Annotated in this window: 15 protein-coding genes; 6 read left to right on the top strand and 9 right to left on the bottom strand. The window is 73.1% G+C overall.

The features are described from left to right. Nucleotides 1-52: 52 nt before the first annotated feature. On the top strand, nucleotides 53-4,510 hold the full coding sequence (locus AC0HI0_RS13900; RefSeq protein ID WP_480932758.1) for an nSTAND1 domain-containing NTPase: 4,458 nt from the start codon (nucleotides 53-55) through the stop codon (nucleotides 4,508-4,510). A 12-nt stretch (nucleotides 4,511-4,522) separates the two neighbouring features. Continuing rightward, nucleotides 4,523-5,353 carry a hypothetical protein gene (locus tag AC0HI0_RS13895; protein ID WP_480932757.1) on the top strand — a complete coding sequence of 277 codons (831 nt, stop codon included), beginning with the start codon at nucleotides 4,523-4,525 and terminating at the stop codon, nucleotides 5,351-5,353. Between the two features lie 280 nt (nucleotides 5,354-5,633). On the opposite strand, the gene AC0HI0_RS13890 is transcribed toward AC0HI0_RS13895, so the two are convergent. The 3 genes from AC0HI0_RS13890 to AC0HI0_RS13880 form a co-directional block, all read right to left on the bottom strand. Beyond that, the gene (locus tag AC0HI0_RS13890; RefSeq protein ID WP_480932756.1) at nucleotides 5,634-7,475 is read right to left on the bottom strand and encodes a trypsin-like peptidase domain-containing protein; all 1,842 of its coding nucleotides are present in this window, start codon (nucleotides 7,473-7,475) and stop codon (nucleotides 5,634-5,636) included. After that, nucleotides 7,475-8,119, bottom strand: a complete 645-nt coding sequence (locus tag AC0HI0_RS13885; protein WP_480932755.1) for a hypothetical protein — start codon at nucleotides 8,117-8,119, stop codon at nucleotides 7,475-7,477. Before AC0HI0_RS13885 ends, AC0HI0_RS13890 begins: the two co-directional genes overlap by 1 nt. A gap of 185 nt (nucleotides 8,120-8,304) precedes the next feature. Continuing rightward, complete coding sequence (locus tag AC0HI0_RS13880; protein WP_480932754.1) at nucleotides 8,305-9,177, bottom strand: sigma-70 family RNA polymerase sigma factor; 873 nt, start codon at nucleotides 9,175-9,177, stop codon at nucleotides 8,305-8,307. 78 nt (nucleotides 9,178-9,255) lie between these two features. On the opposite strand from AC0HI0_RS13880, the gene AC0HI0_RS13875 reads away from it, so the two are divergent. Beyond that, nucleotides 9,256-10,248: an oxidoreductase gene (locus AC0HI0_RS13875; RefSeq protein WP_480932753.1), complete on the top strand. Its 993-nt coding sequence runs from the start codon at nucleotides 9,256-9,258 to the stop codon at nucleotides 10,246-10,248. Here the strand turns inward: AC0HI0_RS13875 and AC0HI0_RS13870 are convergent. Continuing rightward, entirely contained in the window at nucleotides 10,239-11,156 is a 918-nt protein-coding gene (locus AC0HI0_RS13870; protein ID WP_480932752.1) for a LysR family transcriptional regulator, read from the bottom strand. The genes AC0HI0_RS13875 and AC0HI0_RS13870 overlap by 10 nt on opposite strands. A gap of 74 nt (nucleotides 11,157-11,230) precedes the next feature. Between AC0HI0_RS13870 and AC0HI0_RS13865 the strand changes: the two genes are divergently transcribed. After that, nucleotides 11,231-12,136 carry a DMT family transporter gene (locus tag AC0HI0_RS13865; RefSeq protein WP_480932751.1) on the top strand — a complete coding sequence of 302 codons (906 nt, stop codon included), beginning with the start codon at nucleotides 11,231-11,233 and terminating at the stop codon, nucleotides 12,134-12,136. 164 nt (nucleotides 12,137-12,300) lie between these two features. On the opposite strand, the gene AC0HI0_RS13860 is transcribed toward AC0HI0_RS13865, so the two are convergent. Beyond that, nucleotides 12,301-12,792 carry a Gmad2 immunoglobulin-like domain-containing protein gene (locus tag AC0HI0_RS13860; RefSeq protein WP_480932750.1) on the bottom strand — a complete coding sequence of 164 codons (492 nt, stop codon included), beginning with the start codon at nucleotides 12,790-12,792 and terminating at the stop codon, nucleotides 12,301-12,303. A 112-nt stretch (nucleotides 12,793-12,904) separates the two neighbouring features. Then, nucleotides 12,905-13,750, bottom strand: coding sequence for an SDR family oxidoreductase (locus tag AC0HI0_RS13855; RefSeq protein ID WP_480932749.1), 846 nt, complete (start codon nucleotides 13,748-13,750; stop codon nucleotides 12,905-12,907). A gap of 82 nt (nucleotides 13,751-13,832) precedes the next feature. Here AC0HI0_RS13855 and AC0HI0_RS13850 point away from each other — a divergent pair, with 82 nt between their 5' ends. Further along, nucleotides 13,833-14,210 (top strand): winged helix-turn-helix transcriptional regulator, encoded by a 378-nt coding sequence (locus tag AC0HI0_RS13850; protein WP_480932748.1) that lies wholly within the window; start codon nucleotides 13,833-13,835, stop codon nucleotides 14,208-14,210. A 62-nt stretch (nucleotides 14,211-14,272) separates the two neighbouring features. Here the strand turns inward: AC0HI0_RS13850 and AC0HI0_RS13845 are convergent, their stop codons facing one another. Both AC0HI0_RS13845 and AC0HI0_RS13840 read right to left on the bottom strand, forming a co-directional pair. After that, nucleotides 14,273-16,123 carry an ABC transporter ATP-binding protein gene (locus AC0HI0_RS13845; protein ID WP_480932747.1) on the bottom strand — a complete coding sequence of 617 codons (1,851 nt, stop codon included), beginning with the start codon at nucleotides 16,121-16,123 and terminating at the stop codon, nucleotides 14,273-14,275. Continuing rightward, on the bottom strand, nucleotides 16,120-17,850 hold the full coding sequence (locus AC0HI0_RS13840) for an ABC transporter ATP-binding protein (RefSeq protein ID WP_480932746.1): 1,731 nt from the start codon (nucleotides 17,848-17,850) through the stop codon (nucleotides 16,120-16,122). The genes AC0HI0_RS13845 and AC0HI0_RS13840 overlap by 4 nt, the downstream gene beginning before the upstream one ends. A gap of 88 nt (nucleotides 17,851-17,938) precedes the next feature. Between AC0HI0_RS13840 and AC0HI0_RS13835 the strand changes: the two genes are divergently transcribed. Next, nucleotides 17,939-18,535: a TetR/AcrR family transcriptional regulator gene (locus tag AC0HI0_RS13835; protein WP_480932745.1), complete on the top strand. Its 597-nt coding sequence runs from the start codon at nucleotides 17,939-17,941 to the stop codon at nucleotides 18,533-18,535. Nucleotides 18,536-18,785: 250 nt separating this feature from the next. On the opposite strand, the gene AC0HI0_RS13830 is transcribed toward AC0HI0_RS13835, so the two are convergent. Next, nucleotides 18,786-19,220 carry an N-acetyltransferase family protein gene (locus AC0HI0_RS13830; RefSeq protein ID WP_480932744.1) on the bottom strand — a complete coding sequence of 145 codons (435 nt, stop codon included), beginning with the start codon at nucleotides 19,218-19,220 and terminating at the stop codon, nucleotides 18,786-18,788. Nucleotides 19,221-19,284: the final 64 nt, after the last annotated feature.

The raw sequence follows: 19,284 nt of genomic DNA, 5'->3' as shown, positions 1-19,284 counted from the left end.
CCCCCTCGAAGTGTCTCAGTAGGGTAGTGCGACCGCGAGACAGGGGGCGTTGATGGCAGCGGATCACCGGGCCGAATTACCGGACTTCGGGCCGTACCGCATCCTCGGGATGCTGGGCCAGGGCGGCATGGGCGTGGTGTACCGGGCCTACGACACGGTCAACGACCGGATCATCGCGCTCAAGAAGCTGCCGTCCTCGGGCACCGACCCCGAGTTCCGGGCCCGCTTCCAGCGCGAGTCACGGCTCGCGGCCGCGTTGAGCCACCCGAACATCGTGCCGGTCAACGCCTTCGGCGAGATCGACGGCCAGCTCTACCTGGACATGGTGCTGATCGACGGGGTCGACCTGCGCCGGATGCTCGGCCAGGGCTCGGTCGACCAGGACCGCGCGCTGGCGATCCTGCGCCAGGTGGCGCGGGCGCTGGACGCCGCGCACGAGGGCGGCCTGGTGCACCGGGACGTCAAGCCGTCCAACATCATGGTCGACGGCGCGGGCAAGGCGTACCTGGCGGACTTCGGGATCGCCCGGGAGACCTCGTCGGACGCGACCGTGCTCACCCAGTCCGGCGACCTGATCGGGTCGTGGGACTACATGGCCCCCGAACGGCTCTCGCGCGGCCTCGTGGACGGCCGCGCGGACCAGTACTCGCTGGCCTGCGTGCTGTTCGAGTGCCTGACCGGGCGGCTGCCGTACCCGATGGACGACATGGCCGCCAAGGTCGCCGCGCACCTGCTGCAACCGCCGCCCGCGCCGTCGGTGTTCGTGCCGACGATCACCCCGGCGCTGGACGCCGTGGTGCTGCGCGGCCTGGCCAAGGAGCCCGCCCGCCGGTTCGAGACGGTGACCGCGATGCTCACCGCCGCCGAGGAGGCCGCCTACTCCGGCGACACCGCCCGGTCGGCCAAGCCCACCCTGGTCGGCCCGTCCAAGGAGCGCGACCAGGCCCGGATCGTCAAGGCGATCGTCCGGGCCTCCGGCGCGCGCCGGCCCGCCACCCGGCGGCTCGGGCAGGCCCCGGTCTGCCCGTACCCGGGCCTGAGCGGGTTCGAGCGGGCCGACGCGGACATGTTCCACGGGCGCGACCACGTCGTGTCCGACCTGCTGGTGCGGCTGGCCGAGCAGGTCGACGGCGGCGAGCCGGTGGTGGTGGTCGGCGCGTCCGGCTCGGGCAAGTCCTCGGTGCTGCGCGCCGGCCTGCTGCCCGCGCTCGCGGGCGAGGCGTCCGACGCGGAGTGGCCGCAGATCGTGCTCACCCCCGGCCCGGACCCCGTCCGCGGCCTGGCCCTGGCGATGGCGGCCCGGTCCCAGGTCGGCGCGGAGGAGTGGGCGCGGGTGATCCGCGAGACGCCCGACCGGTTCGGCGCGCTGTGCGCCCGGTCGGTCGGCGCGACGACCTCGCGCCCGGTCATCCTGGTCGACCAGTTCGAGGAGCTGTTCACCTACGGCACCCCCGAGGCCGACCGGGTCGCCTACGCCACCGCGCTCACCTCGGCCGCCCCGGCGATCGTGGTGCTCGCGGTCCGCGCCGACCTGGTCGACCGGTGCATCGAACTGGCCGCGCTGCGGCCCGCGCTGACCGCGCCGGTGCTGCTCGGCCCGATGGACGCCACCGAGCTGCGCCAGGCGATCGTCACCCCGGCCCGGGACGCGGGCCTGGAGATCGAGCCCGGCCTGCCCGAGCGGCTCATCGCCGACCTGGGCGTGCGCGGCGAGATCGGCTACGACCCCGGCGCGCTGCCCCGGCTCGCGCACGCCCTGCGCGAGACGTGGAACCACCGCGAGGGCAACGTGCTGACCCTCGCCGCGTACCGGCGGGTCGGCGGGATCGACGGCGCGGTCTCGCGCACCGCCGAGGAGATCCACGACCGGCTCGACCCGCTGGGCCGGCAGTACCTGCGGGACACGATGCTGCGCATGGTGACCGTGTTCGACGACGGCACCGCCGTGCGCCGCCGGGTCGACCCGCGCGAGCTGCCCGCTCCCGCGATCGTGGACCACCTGATCACCGCCCGCCTGGTCACCGTGGACGGCTCCGGCGCGCGGCTGAGCCACGAGGCGCTGCTGACCGCGTGGCCCCGGCTGCGCGGCTGGATCGACGAGGACCGCGCGGGCCTGATCCAGCACCGCCGGTTCGCCGACGCGGTGCGGGTGTGGGCCGAGTCCGGCCAGCTCGGCGACGACCTCTACCGGGGCGTGCGGCTGGCGTCGCTCACGTCGTGGCTGGACACCGCCCGCGACCGGGTCCGGCTCCAGCCCGTCGAGCAGGAGTTCCTGTTCCGCTCCAACGCCGCCGAGCACGCGGGCCAGCTCGCCGCCCGGCAGCGCACCCGCCGGCTGCGGGTGCTGGTCGCTTCGCTGAGCGTGCTGCTGCTGGTCGCCTCCGCCATGGTGGTGGTGACGATCAAGCTCCAGCAGGACGCGAACGACCAGCGCGACCAGGCCAACGCCGCCCGGCAGCTCAACCTGTCCCGCCAGCTCGCCGCCGAGGCGGCCACCACCCGGGGCGTCGACCCCCGGCGCGGCGCGCTGTTCGCGCTCGGCTCGTGGCAGGCCGGGCAGACCGTGGAGAGCCGCAGCGCGCTGCTGTCCGCCCAGTCCGACAGCTACCGGGGCCGGATCGACGCGAACGAGGGCATCATCTCGTCGCTGGCGATGAACGGCGACGCGACCCTGGCCGTCACCGGCAGCCGGGACGGCAAGCTGCGGCTGTTCGACGTGCCCGGCCGCCGGCAGATCACCGAGCTGGACGGCTCCGGCGGCTGGTACCGGACCGTGTCGATGTCCGGCGACGGCAAGCTGGTCGCGGTCGCCAACCCCACCCAGAAGGCGGTGACCATCTGGGACGTCGAGGAGCGCAAGATGGTCAAGCGCCTGCCCGGCACCGGCATCGACGTGGCGATGGCCAAGGACGGCCGGACCGTCGCCGCCCTGATGGACAAGGGCGTCGTCATCTGGGACACCGCCACGTGGAGCGAGATCACCTCGTTCCAGGCGTCCCCGTCGATCTTCCTGGCCTACAGCGCCGACAGCAGGCTGGTCGCCACCACCGACCAGGACAAGGTGGAGGTGCACCGGGTCGCCGACGGCGCGCTGGTGGCCACCCTCGCCGGGCACACCAACATGGTCTCGGCGATGTCGTTCAGCCCCGACGGCACCACGCTGGCCAGCGTCGCCATGGACGGCGCGCTCCGGCTGTGGGACACCACCTCGTGGACCACCCGGCTCAACCTGACCACGTCCGAGGGCGGGCTGAGCGCCGTCACCTGGAGCCCCTCCGGCTCGACCGTGGTCGGCAGCGGCATCGGCACCAGCGTCTACGTCTGGGACCCGCACAACGGGGCACTGGTCGCCCGGCTGGCCACCCGCTCGGTGACCACCTACGGGGTCGCGGTGTCCGGCGACGGGCACACCCTGATCGGCGCGGACTCGGCGGGCGAGATCACCGTCTGGTCGCTGCTGCGGACCGTGCTCGGCGACCGGTCCGCGGCCGTCATCGGCACCAAGTTCCAGCCCGGCGGCGACCTGCTGGCCTCCGTGGACGGGGCCGGCGTGCTGCACGTGTGGGACAGCGCCAAGGGCGACCTGGTCAAACGGGTGCAGGCGCACAAGGGCGCGGCCTACGACGTGGCGTTCAAGCCGGACGGCACCGAGCTGGTCACGGTCGGCGAGGACGGCGCGGTGGTCCTGTGGAGCGCCGAGGGCCGCGAGCTGCGCCGGTTCAGCCGGCCCGGCACGGTGTTCACCGCCGTCCGGTTCAGCCCGGACGGGCAGCGGATCGCGGTCGGCGGGCGCGCCCCGGTCAAGTCGGACGAGGACCGCGACGAGCTGCTGCTGCTCGACGCCTCGAACCTGGCCGAGTCGCCGCAGCGCCGGCCCACCCGGGACAACCCGCGCAACAGCAGCAACACCTCCGAAGAGGTCAAGTCCAACTACCCCAACGGGATCGCGTTCAGCCCGGACGGGAAGACGCTGGCCGTGACGCTGTCCGCGGGCAAGGTCGGCCTGTGGAACCTGGTCGACCCCGGCGCGGAGATGACCATCCTGGGGGGTCACGAGGGGATCGCGATCGACGCCGAGTTCAGCCCCGACGGCACCACCCTGGCCACCGCCGGGTCCGACCGCCTGGTCCGGCTGTGGCGGGTCCGCGACGGCGCCCAGGTGGGCACCTTGACCGGCAGTGATTCGACCGTGCGTCGCGTCGCCTACAGTCCGGACGGCAAGATGATCGCCACGGCGGGCCAGGACACCGTCGTCCGGGTGTGGGACGCGGTCAACCTGCGGCCGCTGGCGCGGATGGACCGGCACGAGGACCAGCTCAACGACGTGGCGTTCGACACGACCGGCACGCGGCTGGCCAGTGGCGGTGCGGACGGCGTCACCAGGGTGTGGGACCTGGACACCGGCAACGGGGTCAAGGTGCTGTGCGGTTCGCTGGACCGGGGCTCGCTGGCCGAGGAGTGGAACGCGTTGGGGCAGGACCGCGGCTCGCCGCCGTCCTGCCCCAACTGAGGAGAGGGTGCGATGCAGCGCGTGGTGGTGCGGGGTTCCGGGATGGCTTCGGTCGTGTTGCGGCCGGGCGAGTCCCTGTTGTTCGGTCGGGCCCCGCACGCCGCCGCGACACCGGGGCCGGGCCGGATCGCGCTGACCCTGCCGGACTGCGCGGCGCACGTGTCCCGGCTGGTCGGCGAGCTGGTGGTCGGCGAGAACACGGTGATGCTGCACTGGCTGGGCGCGGGCGAGGCCCAGCTGTCGAGCCTGTTCGACGCGCCCGGCGGCGCGCGCCGGGTGATCCTGGCGCGCGCGATGTCGGCGCTGCTGGACCGGGGCGAGAACCAGCTCGTGCTGCTGCTCGGCCGGCAGAACGGGCAGGGCTTCGCCGACCTCGTGGTGAACATCGACGTGGAGACCGACCCGGAGGTGCTGTCCGACCTGCCGGAGGGCCTGGACACCGAGAAGGGGCCGGGCCTGGTGCGCGGCGGCCGCGACTGGTTCGTGGCGCTCGCGCTGTGCGAGCCGTGGCTGGCGGGCAGCGACGACTACCCGCGCCCGCCGTCGAACCGGGAGATCTACGAACGCGTGCGGCAGTGGCACGGCTACACCTGGAACCTCCAGCGCCCGCAACGGGTCGACGACGCGATCCGGGCCATTTCGGCGATCGCGTTCGGCGTGTCGGACGACCCGTTCCTGGCACCGCACGTGGGACGCTTGCAGAACATCCGGTTCGCGGTGGCCCGGCGCGCGGCGGAGGTCCGGCTGGTCACCTCCGCCGATCTGGCCGACGTGGAGCGCATCGCGCGCAATCGGAACTTTCCGCCCCCGGAGGGGTCGCCGGAATCACCCGCCGGTCAATAGTCTTCACGCCAACGAGAAAACCCCTGCGGCACCCGGGAATCAGGTCCGGAATTCCATTTCCGGACTTGTTCGGGGTGCGGCTTTCGCGCTGTCGTGAAAGGACTTCGCCATGTCCCAGGCCCATTCCGGACTGCCCGACGCCCGCCCGCGCCCCCGGAAGGGCGCGGGCGTGGTCGTGCTGCTGGTGCTGATGTCCCTGGCCAACGTCTTCGCCCTGGTGCTCGGCGTGGTCGGCATGGTCGACGAGATCGACCACGGCCGGGACTGGGGCGACGACGAACTACGGCTCGCGGCGTTCATCACCGTGATGAGCCTGGTCGCCGTCGTCGCCCTGGTCGGCGCCTGGCTGACCCGCAAGTGGGGTCCCCGGCTCTACGTGGCGGGAACGGGGCTGAGTCTGGTCATCGGACTGGTGATCAGCGGCGGTGCTTCCTTCTCGCCGGTCAACCTGGTCGGCATCGCGCTGGCCGTCGCGCTGTGGATCAGCGCCGAGAACAACTGGTAGCGCCGAGAGGTCCGGGGCGGAGGTGGACACCGTGGGTGCGTCCTCCGCAGCGGGCGCCTTGACGTGTCGGGTGACGGTCGGGTGCCCGTCCGGCGTCGCCGGCGCGTTGTGGTCCGGTCCGGCCGGGCTCTGCGCGGGCGGCGGGGGTGCGGCCTGGAGCGTCGGCTGCGGCGCGGCGGGCGGGGTCTCGCGCAGCGTGGGCCGCGGGACCGGGGCCTGGGCGGTCGGGAACGGTTGCGGCAGCACGGCCGTCGGCTTGTGCGGCGGGGTCTGCGGCGCGGAGCCGGCCCACGGCGACACCCTCGGGTACCCGCCGCCGGGAGTGGCGGGGTACCCGGCCGGGGGCTGCCCGCCCGGCGGGGTCGCGGTGGGGTACCCGCCGGCCGGGGTCGCCGGCGCGTTCCCGGCGGGCGGCGCGGCGTACCCGGCCGGTGCGGCGAGCGCGGCGGCGCGCTTGCGGCGGCTCAGCACGATGGCGGTGCCCGCGGTCGCGGTGGCCACGGCGACGCAGCCGCAGACGATCGCGAAGATCACCAGGAGCGTGGTCGGCGAGCTGCCCGGCACGCCGCCCTTGTCGGTGGCCTGCTTGAGGTAGTCGGCGGCCTGCTGGTTGCCCGGCGAACCGGCCAGGGCGGCGGCGAAGTAGGTGGCCGCGCCGTCGTAGTCGCCCTCGAAGAAGCGGTCCAGCCCGGTCCGGTAGTCCTCGTCGTGCTGCCCGATCCCGACCTGGATCTCCTTGCCCTTCGCCACGTCGGACAGCGTCTGCGAGGACGCGGCGAAGTTGAACGACTGGGTCTCGCCCGGCGTGCCCTGGCTGATCAGGCCGACCACGCCGCCGCTCATGTCGACCACCGGCCCGCCGCTCATGCCGTGCGTGGCGGCGGCGCTGAACTCGTAGAAGGGCCGCCCGCCCTGGGTGCGCTTGGCGGAGATCTGGCCGTTCTTGTTGCTGGGCTCCAGGCTCGGGTCGACCGTCTTGTCCGTCGAGCCGGGGTAGCCGATGGCCAGGATCGGCGTGCCGACCGGGGTCTGGTCCTGGCGGACTTCGAGGGAGGGCAGGTTCGCGCGCGGGATCTTGAGCACCGCCACGTCGCCGTCGCCCGGCGCGACCAGGTCGACCACCGTGGCCGGCGCGACGTCGCGCACCTGCTCGTTGTCGCGCTTCTCCATGCGCTCCACCTGGATCAGCCGGTCCACCGGGCTGTCCGGGTTGAAGCCCTCGGCGAGGCCGTTCTCGGCGAACTGCTGCCGCGCCTTGTTCACGTCGCGCACCCGGCCGGCCTTGGTCAGGTCCGCGATGGCGGCGTCGAACAGCGCACCGCCGCCGCCCATCGGTCCGGTGTGGACGCAGTGGCTGGCCGTGGCGACGAACCCGTCCGGGCTGATGATCGCGCCGCTGCACGAGGTCTTGACCTCGTACCCGGCGGTGCCGCCGAACACCTCGCCGGTCTTCTTGTCGCGCACCCAGCCGTGCCAGGTGACCGAGATGTACACGATGGCCGGCCGGGCGACCGCGGCGGCGCGCTCCTCCGGACTGGACGGCTGCGCGGCCCCGGCGGGCAGCGGCGTCAACGCCAGCAGCGCGGCCACGCCGAGCAGAGCCTTCATCCGCGCCATCAGCCGTACACTCCACTTCCGTCGGTGCGCGCCCAGCGCGCCCGGTAGCCGGAGGGGTTCGTCTCCGCGGCCTGGGTTCCCTCGCACGCGTAGTCGTCCACCTCGTTGAGGTCCTGCTTGGCCTCCTGCGGCTGGGTGGCGAGCAGCCCCCGCTGGTCGTAGAAGGAGTACGTGATGCTGGTGTTGGTCCGGGCCAGGTAGGTGACCTGCTTGTCGGTCGCCTTCCACTTGAACTCGTTGGTCCCGTTGGCCACGATCTTCAACTCGTTGCCCTGGTAGCTGCCCACGAGCGTCACGTTGTCCTGCCGCTCGGTGCCGGTCCCGTCGGGGCGGAACTCGTAGCGCCGGCCGCTGCTGGAGAACAGGATCGGGTCGACGTCGTTGTAGAACTTGACCATCGCCTGCTCCTCGACCGAAACCCAGGAGCCGACCAGGCACAGCGGCAGCCCGGTGGCCCGGGGCTGCCCGGTCTCGCGCGGCGTGGGGGAGGGCCGTTCGCCCGACTCGGCGGCGCTGCCGCGACTCGGGCCGGCTTTCGCCACGGCGACGACGGTCAGCACCGACGCCGCCACGACAGCGGTCGCGGCGACCGCGAACAGGCTCACGACGACGGATTTCGCCGGCGGACGGGACGAATCACTCACGCTCCCATGCTATTGACCGGGTCCGCCGCGCCGGAGCGGAACGGTGCGGAAGTTTCCGACCTGTTGCCCGCGCCGGCGCGGTCCCACCGGGATCGCGCCCGGTCGGCGGTGGTTCATGCGGCGCAACGCACTTCGACGTCCGGCCGCGCGAATCACTCCCGCGAGGGATGTGCGGATCCCTCACGTCAGGCGGTCTCGCGCCAGGCGGGGACGGCGATCTCCAACCGGGCGAGCCGGCGCGGGTCGGCGATCACCTCGAACCGCGCGACCCGGCCGTCGGCCACCTCGATCGCCAGCGCCAGCACGAGCCGCCCGAACGGCGCGACGACCGCGCCCACCGCACCGTCGACCAGCGCCGGCGAGGCGTGGCGGGACTTGGCGGACAGCAGGACGGCCTCCTCGGCGACGGTGTGCGCGCCGCGCACCACGACCGGCGTGCCCGGCGGCACGGTCGCCGGGTCGGCGACCCGCACCACGTCCGGCGCGAGCACGGCGAGCAGCCCGGCCAGGTCGCCGGTCCGCGCGGCGGCCAGGAACGCCTCCACCACCCGCCGGTGCGCGGTGACCTCGGCCTCGGGCAGCCGGGGTGTGCCCTTGATCCGCTGCCGGGCCCGGCTGGCGAGCTTCTTCGCGGTCACCGTGGTCCGGCCGACGATCGGCGCGATCTCGTCGAACGGCACCGCGAACAGGTCGTGCAGCACGAACGCCACCCGCTCGGCCGGCGCGAGCGCGTCCAGCACGACCAGCAGCGCCCGCCCCACCGACTCGGCCAGCAGCGCCTCCTGCTCCGGGTCGGCGCCCGAGGGCCGGTCCGGCACCTGCCCCACCGGCCGCTCGGGCCGGGCCTTGCGGGCGCGCAGCACGTCCAGGCACACCCGGGACACGACCGTCCGCAGCCACGCGGCCAGGTTGTCGACCTCGCCCGCGTCGACCCGGCTCAGCCGCAGCCACGCCTCCTGCACCGCGTCCTCGGCCTCGCCCGCCGACCCGAGCATCCGGTAGGCGACCGCGTGCAGCCCGCGCCGATGGGTCTCGAACAGGTCCGCCAACTCGTCCATGGGTCACCTTTCCCCGTCGTGCCGCGTCGACTGTCACGACGGCCCGGACCCGGGCGAAGTGACAGGAGACGCGTACCGATGACCGACATCACAACCACCCGACCACTGCTGACGCCAGTCGGACTGGGGCAGTTGCGGCTGCCCAACCGGGTGGTCATGGCCCCGGTGACGCGGGCGCGGGCGGGCGACGGGCTCGTGCCGACCGGGTTGCACGCGCAGTACTACGGGCAGCGGGCGACCGCCGGGCTGATCGTCACCGAGGGGACGTGGGTCGGCGAGCGGGCGGTGGGGTTCCCCGGTGTGCCGGGGGTGTACTCCGACGACCAGGTGGCCGGGTGGCGGTGGGTGACCGACGTCGTGCACGCGCTGGGCGGGCGGATCGTCGCGCAGCTGTGGCACGCCGGCGCGGCGGCGCCGCACGAGATGTCCACCGGGGACATCGGGGACGTGGTGGCCGATTTCGCGTCGGCCGCGTCCCGGGCCCGGCTCGCCGGGTTCGACGGTGTCGAGGTGCACGCGGTGGGCGCGTTCCTGCTGCCCCGCTTCCTCAACGCCCGGACCAACTCCCGGACCGACGGCCACCGGGGCGGGCGGCTGCTGTTCGAGGTCGTCGACGCGGTGGGCGCGGTGTGGGGCGCCGGCCGGGTCGGGGTGCGGGTGTCGCCGTACTGGGCGGAGGGGGAGGGGTTCGCGGGGGACGAGTCCACTGTGGTCGCCTACGAGGAGCACGCGCGGGCGCTGGGCGAGCGCGCGTTGGCCTACCTGCACGTGCGCGGGCCCGAACTCCCCGCCGGGCCACCGGAGTTCGCGGTGTTCGAGCGGTTCCGGCGGGCGTTCGGCGGGCCGGTGATCGCGAACCTCGGGTTCGACCGGGCCTCGGGCGACGCGATCGTGGCGGCCGGGGCCGCCGACGCGGTCTCCTACGCCAAGCACTACATCGCGAACCCGGACCTGGTGGCGCGGTTCGCGCTGGGGCACGAGTTGGCGGCGGGCGACCCGGCGACCTACTACCAGGGCGGCGCGGAGGGGTACGTCGACTACCCGGAGAGCCGCCGGCCGCCTCACCGGTAGGCGAGGTGCTCGAACCGGGCGGAGGCGGCGGCCAGGGCGTCCACGCACGCGCGGATCGCGCCGCGCTCGCCGTCCTCGGCCCGGTGGACGGCGTGGATCGTGCGGTTCAGGGCGGGCCGGGTGGTCAGGACGCGGACGCCGTCGGGCACGGCGTCGCGTCCGAGCCGGGGCACGACGGCCGCGCCCACGTTGCCCGCCACGAGGGCGAGCTGGGTGGGGTAGCTGCCGACCGTGCAGCTGATCCGGCCCTGCCTGCCGTACTGCCGCAGCACGTGCTCCAGCCAGCCGTGGCAGCTCGACCCGGCGGACCACGCGATCCACGGGATGTCGTCCACCTCGGCCAGGTCGACGGCCTTGCGGTGGGCCAGCCGGTGGGTGGCGGGCAGCACGAGGTCGGCCACGTCGTGCAGCAGGGTCGTCCGCGACACCCCGGGCGGCACGACGACGGGCCGGTGCTCCCAGCTCTCCACCACCGCCAGGTCCAGCCGGCCGTCGAGCACCCGGGGCAGGGTCTGCTCGGCCTCGCCCTCGTCCAGGGTCACCGCCAGCCCGGGGTGCTGGGCGCGCAGCACGGCCAGCACGGGCGGCAGCAGGGCGTGCACGCTGGTCGGGATCGCGCCGATGCGCAGCGGGCCGGTGATGTCGTCGCGGAGCAGTTCGAGGTCCGCGCGGGCTTGCTCGACGCGGGCGAGGATGCCCTCGGCGTGGGCGGCCAGCACGTGCCCGGCGGTGGTCAGCCGGACCGTGCGGCCGTGCGGCTCCAGCAGGCGCTGCCCGGCCTCGCGCTCCAGCTTCGCCAACTGCTGGGAGACCCCGGACGGTGTGACGTGCAGCGCGGACGCCGCCGCGGCGACCGTCCCGTGGGTCGCGACGGCGTGCAGGGCGCGCATCCGCTCCAAACCGAACACAGTAGGGATGCTACCGGAATCCGCTGACGAACAATCGCTTGTCCTTGATAGTTGCAACCGCGCACGCTGGGCCGGTGACCACGACCGAAGCCCGTCCCGCCACCGTCGCGCCCGCCCGGCGGCAGGTGGACCCGGCGCTGCTCGCGCTGGCGGGCAGCTTCTGCATCGCGCTGTCCTCGGTGTTCATCAAGGTCTCCGGGACCACGGGCGCGACCAGCGCGTTCTGGCGCTGCCTGTACTCCCTGCCGGTGCTGGCGGCCCTGGTGGTGTGGGAGCGGCGGCGCGGCACGGCCACCCGGCGGATCCTGCTGCCGCTGCTGGCCGGCCTCGGCCTGGGCGTGGACTTCGTGCTGTGGGGCGACGCCATCCCGATGGTCGGCGCGGGCATCGCGACCGTGCTGCTGTCGGTGCAGGTGGTGATCGTGCCGGTGGTGGCCTACCTGGTGTTCCGCGAACGCCCGTCGAAGCGGTTCGTGGTCGCGGTGCCGGTGCTGCTGGGCGGGATCGTGCTCGCGGGCGGGCTGGCCGGCACGCCGGCGTTCGGCTCCGACCCGGTGCTGGGCGCGGTGCTCGCGCTCGGCGCGGGGATCGGGTTCGCCGGCTACCTGGTGCTGATCCGGCACAGCTCGGGCCCCGGCAGCCGGGAGCACACGCTGCTGCTGGCGACGGTGTCGGCCGGGGTGGTCGCGGTGGCGTTCGGCGTGCCGACCGGGAAGCTGGACCTCGCGCCCGGCTGGCCGGCGCTGGGCTGGCTGCTCGCGCTCGCGCTGGTCGGGCAGATCGTCGGCTGGCTGCTGATCTCCTCCGCGCTGCCCCGGATGTCGAGCGCGACCGGCGCGACGCTGATGCTGATGCAGCCCGTCTCGGCGATCCTGCTGGGCATCGGACTGCTGGGCGAACGGCCGAGCGCGCCGCAACTGCTCGGGTGCCTCGTGGTGCTCGCCGCGGTGGGTTTCGTGAGCACTTCGGCACGCGGGTAGGGGTTCCCAGCACCTGGGACGGCCGGTCGGGCGCACTTGGGATCCGGAACATGTCCCCGAGATCCCTGGTGCGCAGGCCACGGACGCCGCGCCGTACGTGGTGACCCTGCTCGCGCTGTTCGCCGGCAACGGGTGGCGGGGTGTCGCCGGTCGACGCCGCGCGCTCAGGACTGGGGCACCCGGATGACGTCGCCGGGCCGGATGGCGTTCGGGTCGGTGACGGTCCGCGGGTTCGCCGCCACCAACCGGTGGTAGAGGTTGCCGTTGCCGTAGTACCGCACGGCGAGGCCCCACAAGGTCTCGCCGGGCTGCACGGTGTGCTCCTGGTAGACCCGGTAGCCGGGCAGGATCCGCGGCCCCCACACCACCGGCACGATCACCTTGTCGAGTTCCTCGCCGTCCTTCGGCGAGATCCAGTAGACCTCCACGAACAGCCGGTCGAGGGTGAAGGACGCCGTCGACACGTCGACGGAGAGCTGGAACTGCCCGTGGCCGCCCGTCCCGTCACCGGCCATGAAGGATCCGGTGACCTCATCGTGGCCCTCGTGCACGCGGTAGTTGAAAGCGGCTTCGAACGCGCCGCCGGCGACACCGGCGATCTGGATCGCGTTGCCGACCAGGTCGTAGGAACGGGGCTGCTGGACGTCGATGGACATGGCTGCGCCTCCCGTCGCTCAAGACCGCGAGGCTATCCCATCAGCGGGCGGAAAAGCGTTGCCCCGGAAGGGCGACCGCGCACCGGCCGGTGCGCTGTCGCCCCGCCGGCGGTCAGCGGAAGTCGTCGCGGTGGTCGGCCAGCCACTCCCGGAACGTCCGCGCGGGCGCGTGCGTCACGTCCTCCACAGTGGACGTCGGGGGCGTCGGGTGGTCGACCAGCGCGGCGAGCCCGGCGACCACCTGCCGGGCCAGGTCGTCGGGCAGCAGCCCGGCGTACGTGCGGTCGTCCTCCGGGGCGACCTCGCGCCAGCGCAGCGGCCGGCCGACGGCCTCGCCGATGAGCCGCACCTGCTCCGCCCGGGTCAGCAGTTCCGGGCCGGTGAGGTGGTACTTGGCGCCGTCGTGGCCGTCCTCGGTCAGCGCCCGCACCGCGACGGCGGCGAGGTCGGCCTCGTGCACCAGGGTGTGCGCCGCCCGCCCGTGCGCGCCGCGCACCTCGTCCCCGGCCCGGACCTGCCCGGCCCAGGCGCGGGCGTTGGCCGCGAAACCGTGCGCGCGCAGGAACGTCCACCGCACGCCGGACTCCGCGACGGCCCGTTCCACCTCGGCGTGGAAGCGGGCGATCGGGTTGGTCTGCTCGACGAGCCCGTCGTCCACCGCACCCGTGGACAGCAGCACCACGCGGGACGCGTTCCCGGCGATCGCCCGCGCGACCGCCGACGCCGCCGCCGTGTCGGGGGAGGCCCACATCAGGAACACCGCGTCCACGCCCTCGGACGCCGCCCGCACCGCCTCCGGCGTCGCCTGGTCGCCCCGCACGACCTCGACCCCGTCCGGGAACTCCGCGTCGCGCCGGGTGAGCGCGCGCGGGGCGAGCCCGGCGGCGAGCAGTTGCCGCACCACCTGGCCGCCGACGTTCCCGGTCGCCCCGGTCACCAGAACCCTGCCCTCTGCCACCGTTTCCTCCTCGTCCGGTGAGGGCGACCGTAGGTTCGGCGGAGCCGGCCGGTAAGGGCTTACTCCGACGTAAGCTCACGTCGTGGAGGTAGGCGTGCAGGCAGGCGGGTCCCGACGTGACCGGTTCCACAGGGACTGCCCGGGGTGGGAGCTGTACCGGCACGTGTCCAACCGGTGGGGCGTGCTGATCCTCGGCGTGCTGGCCGAGGGGCCGCTGCGGTTCCACGCGGTGCGCGACCGGATCGGCGGGATCAGCGAGAAGGTGCTGTCGCAGAACCTGCGCGAGCTGGTCCGCGACGGCCTGCTGCACCGCGAGGTGGAGCCGTCCACGCCGCCGAAGGTCACCTACTCGCTGACCCCGCTGGGCGGTCAGCTCACCGCGCGGGTGCGGGTCCTGCTGGAGTGGGTGGGCGACCACACCGAAGAGGTGCTGGCCGCGCGCCGCCACCACGACGGCTGAACCGGGGCCACCCGCCGGCGGGCACGCCCCCCGGCGGGTGGCCGGGGGGACGTGCCGCGGGCTCACACCGCGGCGAACTGCGCCGAGTACAGGCGCTGGTACGCGCCGTCCTTCGCGATCAGCTCGTCGTGCGTGCCCTGCTCCACGATCCGGCCCGACTCCATCACCAGGATGAGGTCGGCGTCGCGGATGGTGGACAGCCGGTGCGCGATGACGAAGCTGGTGCGCGAGGAGCGCAGCGCGGCCATCGCGTGCTGCACCAGCGACTCGGTGCGGGTGTCCACCGAGCTGGTCGCCTCGTCCAGGATCAGCAGCGACGGGTCGGCCAGGAACGCGCGGGCGATGGTGATCAGCTGCTTCTCGCCCGCGCTGACGTTCGAGCCCTCCTCGTCGATGACCGTGTCGTAGCCCTCGGGCAGGGTCCGCACGAACCGGTCCACGTAGGTGGCGCGGGCGGCGGCCAGGATCTGCTCCTCGGTGGCGTCCGGGTTGCCGTAGGCGATGTTGTCCCGGATCGTGCCGCCGAACAGCCAGGTGTCCTGGAGCACCATGCCGGTCTGCGCCCGCAGGTCCTGGCGGCGCATCGCGGTGATGTCCACGCCGTCGAGGGTGATCCGGCCCGCGTCCAGCTCGTAGAACCGCATGATCAGGTTGACCAGCGTGGTCTTGCCCGCGCCGGTCGGGCCGACGATCGCGATGGTGTGGCCTGGCTCGGCGACCAGCGACAGGTCCCGGATCAGCGGCTGCTCCGGGACGTAGGAGAAGGCCACGTCGTGGAACTCGACCCGGCCGCGCCGCTCGCCGGGCACCACGGCCTCGGCCGGGTCCGGCTGCTCCTCCTCGGCGTCGAGCAGCTCGAACACCCGCTCGGCGGAGGCCACCCCGGACTGCATCAGGTTCGCCATCGACGCCACCTGGGTCAGCGGCTGGGAGAACTGGCGCGAGTACTGGATGAACGCCTGCACCTCGCCCAGCGTCATCGCGCCGGAGGTGATGCGCAGCCCGCCCACCACGGCCACCGCCACGTAGCTGATGTTGGACAGGAACATCATCAGCGGCATGATCAGGCCGGAGATGAACTGCGCGCCCAGCGACGACTCCAGCAGCTCGTCGTTGCGGCGGCGGAACTCCTCCTCCGACTCGCGCTGCCGGCCGAACACCTTGACCAGCTGGTGGCCGGTGAACGACTCCTCGATGTGCGCGTTGAGCTGCCCGGTGTGCTTCCACTGCGCGATGAACAGCTTCTGCGACCGCTTCCGGATCCGGCCGGTGGCCAGCACCGACAGCGGGATCAGGGCCAGCGCGATCAGCGCCAGCAGCGGCGAGATGGTCACCATCATCACCAGCACGCCGATCACCGTCAGCAGCGCGGTGAGCAGCTGGCTCAACGTCTGCTGGAGGGTGGTCGAGACGTTGTCGATGTCGTTGGTGACCCGGGACAGCAGCTCGCCGCGCGGCTGCCCGTCGAAGTAGCGCAGCGGCAGCCGGTGCAGCTTCTCCTCGACCTCGGCGCGCAGCTTGTAGACGAACCGCTGCACCACCTTGTTGAGGATGCGGCCCTGCACCCAGCCGAACACCGACGACGCCAGGTACAGGCCCGACACCCAGGCCAGCACCTGGCCCAGGGCGGTGAAGTCGACGCCGCCGGGCTCGTGCCGCAAGCGCCGCAGCACGCCCTCGAAGATGATGTCCGTGGCGTGCCCGAGGATCTTCGGGCCCGCCACCGACAGCGCGACGCTGACCACGCCGAGGGCCAGCACGGCGGTCAGCGCGACGCGCTCCCCGCGCATCCGGCGGACCAGCCGCTTCGCGGACGGCCCGAAGTTCTCCGCTTTGCCCATCGGGATGCCCATGCCGGGCATCCCGCCGCCCATCCGCGCGGGCGTGGGCCGGTTCGTGGTGGGTGCGCTCATGCGGCCTGCTCCGAAGTAAGCTGCGACTGGACGATCTCCACGTAGGTGGGGCAGGTGTCCAGCAGTTCGTGGTGGGTGCCGACGCCGACGACGGATCCGTTGTCCAGGACCACGATCCGCTCGGCGTCGATGATGGTGGACACGCGCTGCGCGACGACGATCACCACCGATTTCGAGGTGTGCGGCCGCAGCGCGGCGCGCAGCCGGGCGTCGGTCGCGAGGTCGAGCGCGGAGAACGCGTCGTCGAACAGGTACACGTCCGGACGCCGTACCAGCGCCCGCGCGATGGACAGCCGCTGCCGCTGGCCGCCCGAGACGTTCGTGCCGCCCTGGGCGATGGCCGACTCCAGGCCGCCCATCTGCTCGACGAAGTCGCGCGCCTGGGCGATCTCCAGGGCCGCCCACAGCTCGTCGTCGGTCGCGTCCGGTTTGCCGTAGCGCAGGTTGCTCGCGACCGTGCCGGTGAACAGGTACGGCCGCTGCGGCACCAGGCCGAGCCGGTCGCACAGCACGTCCGGGTCGAGTTCGCGCACGTCCGCGCCGTTGACCCGGACCTCGCCGCCGGTCACGTCGATCAGCCGGGGGATCAGCGAGAGCAGCGTGGTCTTGCCCGCGCCGGTGCTGCCGATGACGGCCGTGGTGCGGCCGGCCTCGGCGGTGAACGAGATGTCCCGCAGCACCGGCTCGGCCGCGCCCGGGTAGCGGAACTCGGCGTGCCGGAACTCCACCGACGCCCGGCCGGGCAGCTCGCGCACCGGGGCGACGGGCGGGACCACCGACGAGTCGGTGTCGAGCACCTCGTTGATCCGCTCCGCGCACACCGCCGCGCGCGGCACCATCATGGAGATGAAGGTCGCCATCATGACCGACAGCAGGATCTGCACCAGGTAGCTGAGGAACGCGGTGAGCGCGCCGATCTGCATCTCCCCGGTGTCCAGCCGGCCCGCGCCGAACCACATCACCGCGACGCTGGACCCGTTGAACATCAGCATGACGATCGGGAAGATCAGCGCCTGCAGCCGGCCGACCCGCAGCGCGGTGTCGGTGAGCGCGCCGTTGGCGTCGGCGAACCGCGCGGTCTCGGCGGGTTCCCGGACGAACGCGCGGACGACCCGGATGCCGGACAGCTGCTCGCGCAGCACCCGGTTGACCGCGTCGATGCGCTCCTGCATGAGCCGGAACTGCGGCACCATCCGGATCACGATCAGGCCGATCCCGATGATCATGGCCGGCACGCACACCGCGAGCAGCCAGGACAGCCCGACGTCCTCGCGCAGCGCCATCACGATGCCGGCGGCGCAGACGATCGGCGCGGTGACCAGGATCGTGCACACCATCACCACCAGCAGCTGCACCTGCTGCACGTCGTTGGTGGTGCGGGTGATCAGCGACGACGGCCCGAACGCGTTGACCTCGCGGGCGGAGAACTCGCCGACCCGGTGGAACACCGCCGAGCGCACGTCCCGGCCGAACGCCATGGCGGTGCGCGCGCTGTAGTAGACCGCGCCGCCCGAGCAGAGGATCTGCACCAGCGTGACGGCGAGCATCCACCCGCCGGTCGACAGGATGTAGGCGTTGTCCCCGCGCGCGATGCCGAAGTCGATGATGTCGGCGTTGAGGCTGGGCAGGTACAGCGACGCCACCGAGCCGATCAACTGGAGCACCAGCACGATGGTCAGCTCACGCCGGTACGGACGGAGGTATGTCCGAAGTAGGCGATTTAGCAACGTTTCCCCCCATAAGAAACGAATAGTGTCTTAGTGTAGGGCACGGTAGACCTGTTGGATAAGAAACGCAACGTATCTTAGGAGTAGGGTGTCGGAGCCGAAGTCCCGCCGCCGGGGGGCTGCCCTGGAGCAGGCCATCCTCGACGCGGCCTGGGCGGAGCTGAGCGAACTCGGCTACGCCCGGTTCACCGTCGAGGGCGTCGCCGCCCGCGCCGGCACCAGCAAGCCCGTGCTGTACCGCCGCTGGAAGAACCGCGCCGAACTCGCCCTGGCCGCGTGGAACCAGCGGGTACCGGTGTCCCGGGGCGTCCCCGACACCGGGGCACTGCGCACCGACATGCTAGTCCTGTTCGCCCGCATCTCGCGGCGGACCGGGAGCATGATGACCGAGATGATCGCCGGCGTGATGGCCGAGGCGTTCCGCCACCCCGAGGTGGCCGACCTGCTGCGCTCGCGGCTGACCCAGCCCTCGCCGCTGACCGACACCGTGCGCGCGATCGTGGAACGCGCGGTCGAACGCGGCGAACTGCCGCCCGTCACGCTGCCGCACCGCGCGTTGCGCGCGCCGCTGGACCTGGTGCGCAACGAGTACATCACCTGCGGGCAGACCCTGGACGAGGCGACCATCGCCGAACTGGTGGACGACGTGTACCTGCCGCTGCTGCGCGGCCTGCGGACCGACTGACGTGGCGGTTGCGCAAGATTCAAGGATTTCTCAAGCGGGGTGCCGGACAGTGGTGCGCGGGCCGTGCGCGGCCCGGACGCAGACGGCCCCGGGGGAGGGTCCGTCCAGTCCGCGGCGGGGCCCGGTCGAGCCGGTGCACCCCAGGCACCCGGATCCCGGCCCCGCCGCACCACCAGGCCGTCGCGACCGCCGATCGGCGGTGTGCCCGGTCGGACGGCTCCGGGCGCGTGCCCGTCGTGATCTTGTTCGGCTACAAGGGGATCACGTAGTGGATGAAGCCCCGGTTCTCGGCGACCTGGTCGTAGAGCACGCGCGCGGTGCGGTTGTCCTCTTTGGTGTGCCAGTAGACCCGGGAGCACTCCTGCGCGCGCGCCCACTCCTCGACCGCGCCGATCAGCGCCCGCCCGACGCCCCGGCCGCGCGCCGCCGGCGAGGTGAACAGGTCCTGGAGGTAGCAGGCGTCGGGCGAGGTCGTGCTGGCGTGCACCAGGAAGTGCGCGATGCCGACCAGGCTCCCGTCCAGCCGCGCGCCCAGCGCGTGCATCCGGCGTCCGAGCTGGAACTCCCGCCACGCGCGGTCGAGGGAATCGGGCGGCAGCGACCGGCCGTAGAACTCGTTGTAGCCCAGGAAGAGTTCGGCCCAGGCGGGGCGGTCGTCCGGTTCCAGCGGTCCGACACCGATCATGCGGACACCCTACGGGGTGTGCGGTCCCGGGGGAACGATCTTCACCTACGCTGGTTTGGACGCG

The sequence above is a fragment of the Saccharothrix sp. NBAS 001 genome (assembly GCF_056640475.1).
Note: the sequence above shows the minus strand (reverse complement) of the source record. Positions and strands in the feature narration are given on the sequence as shown.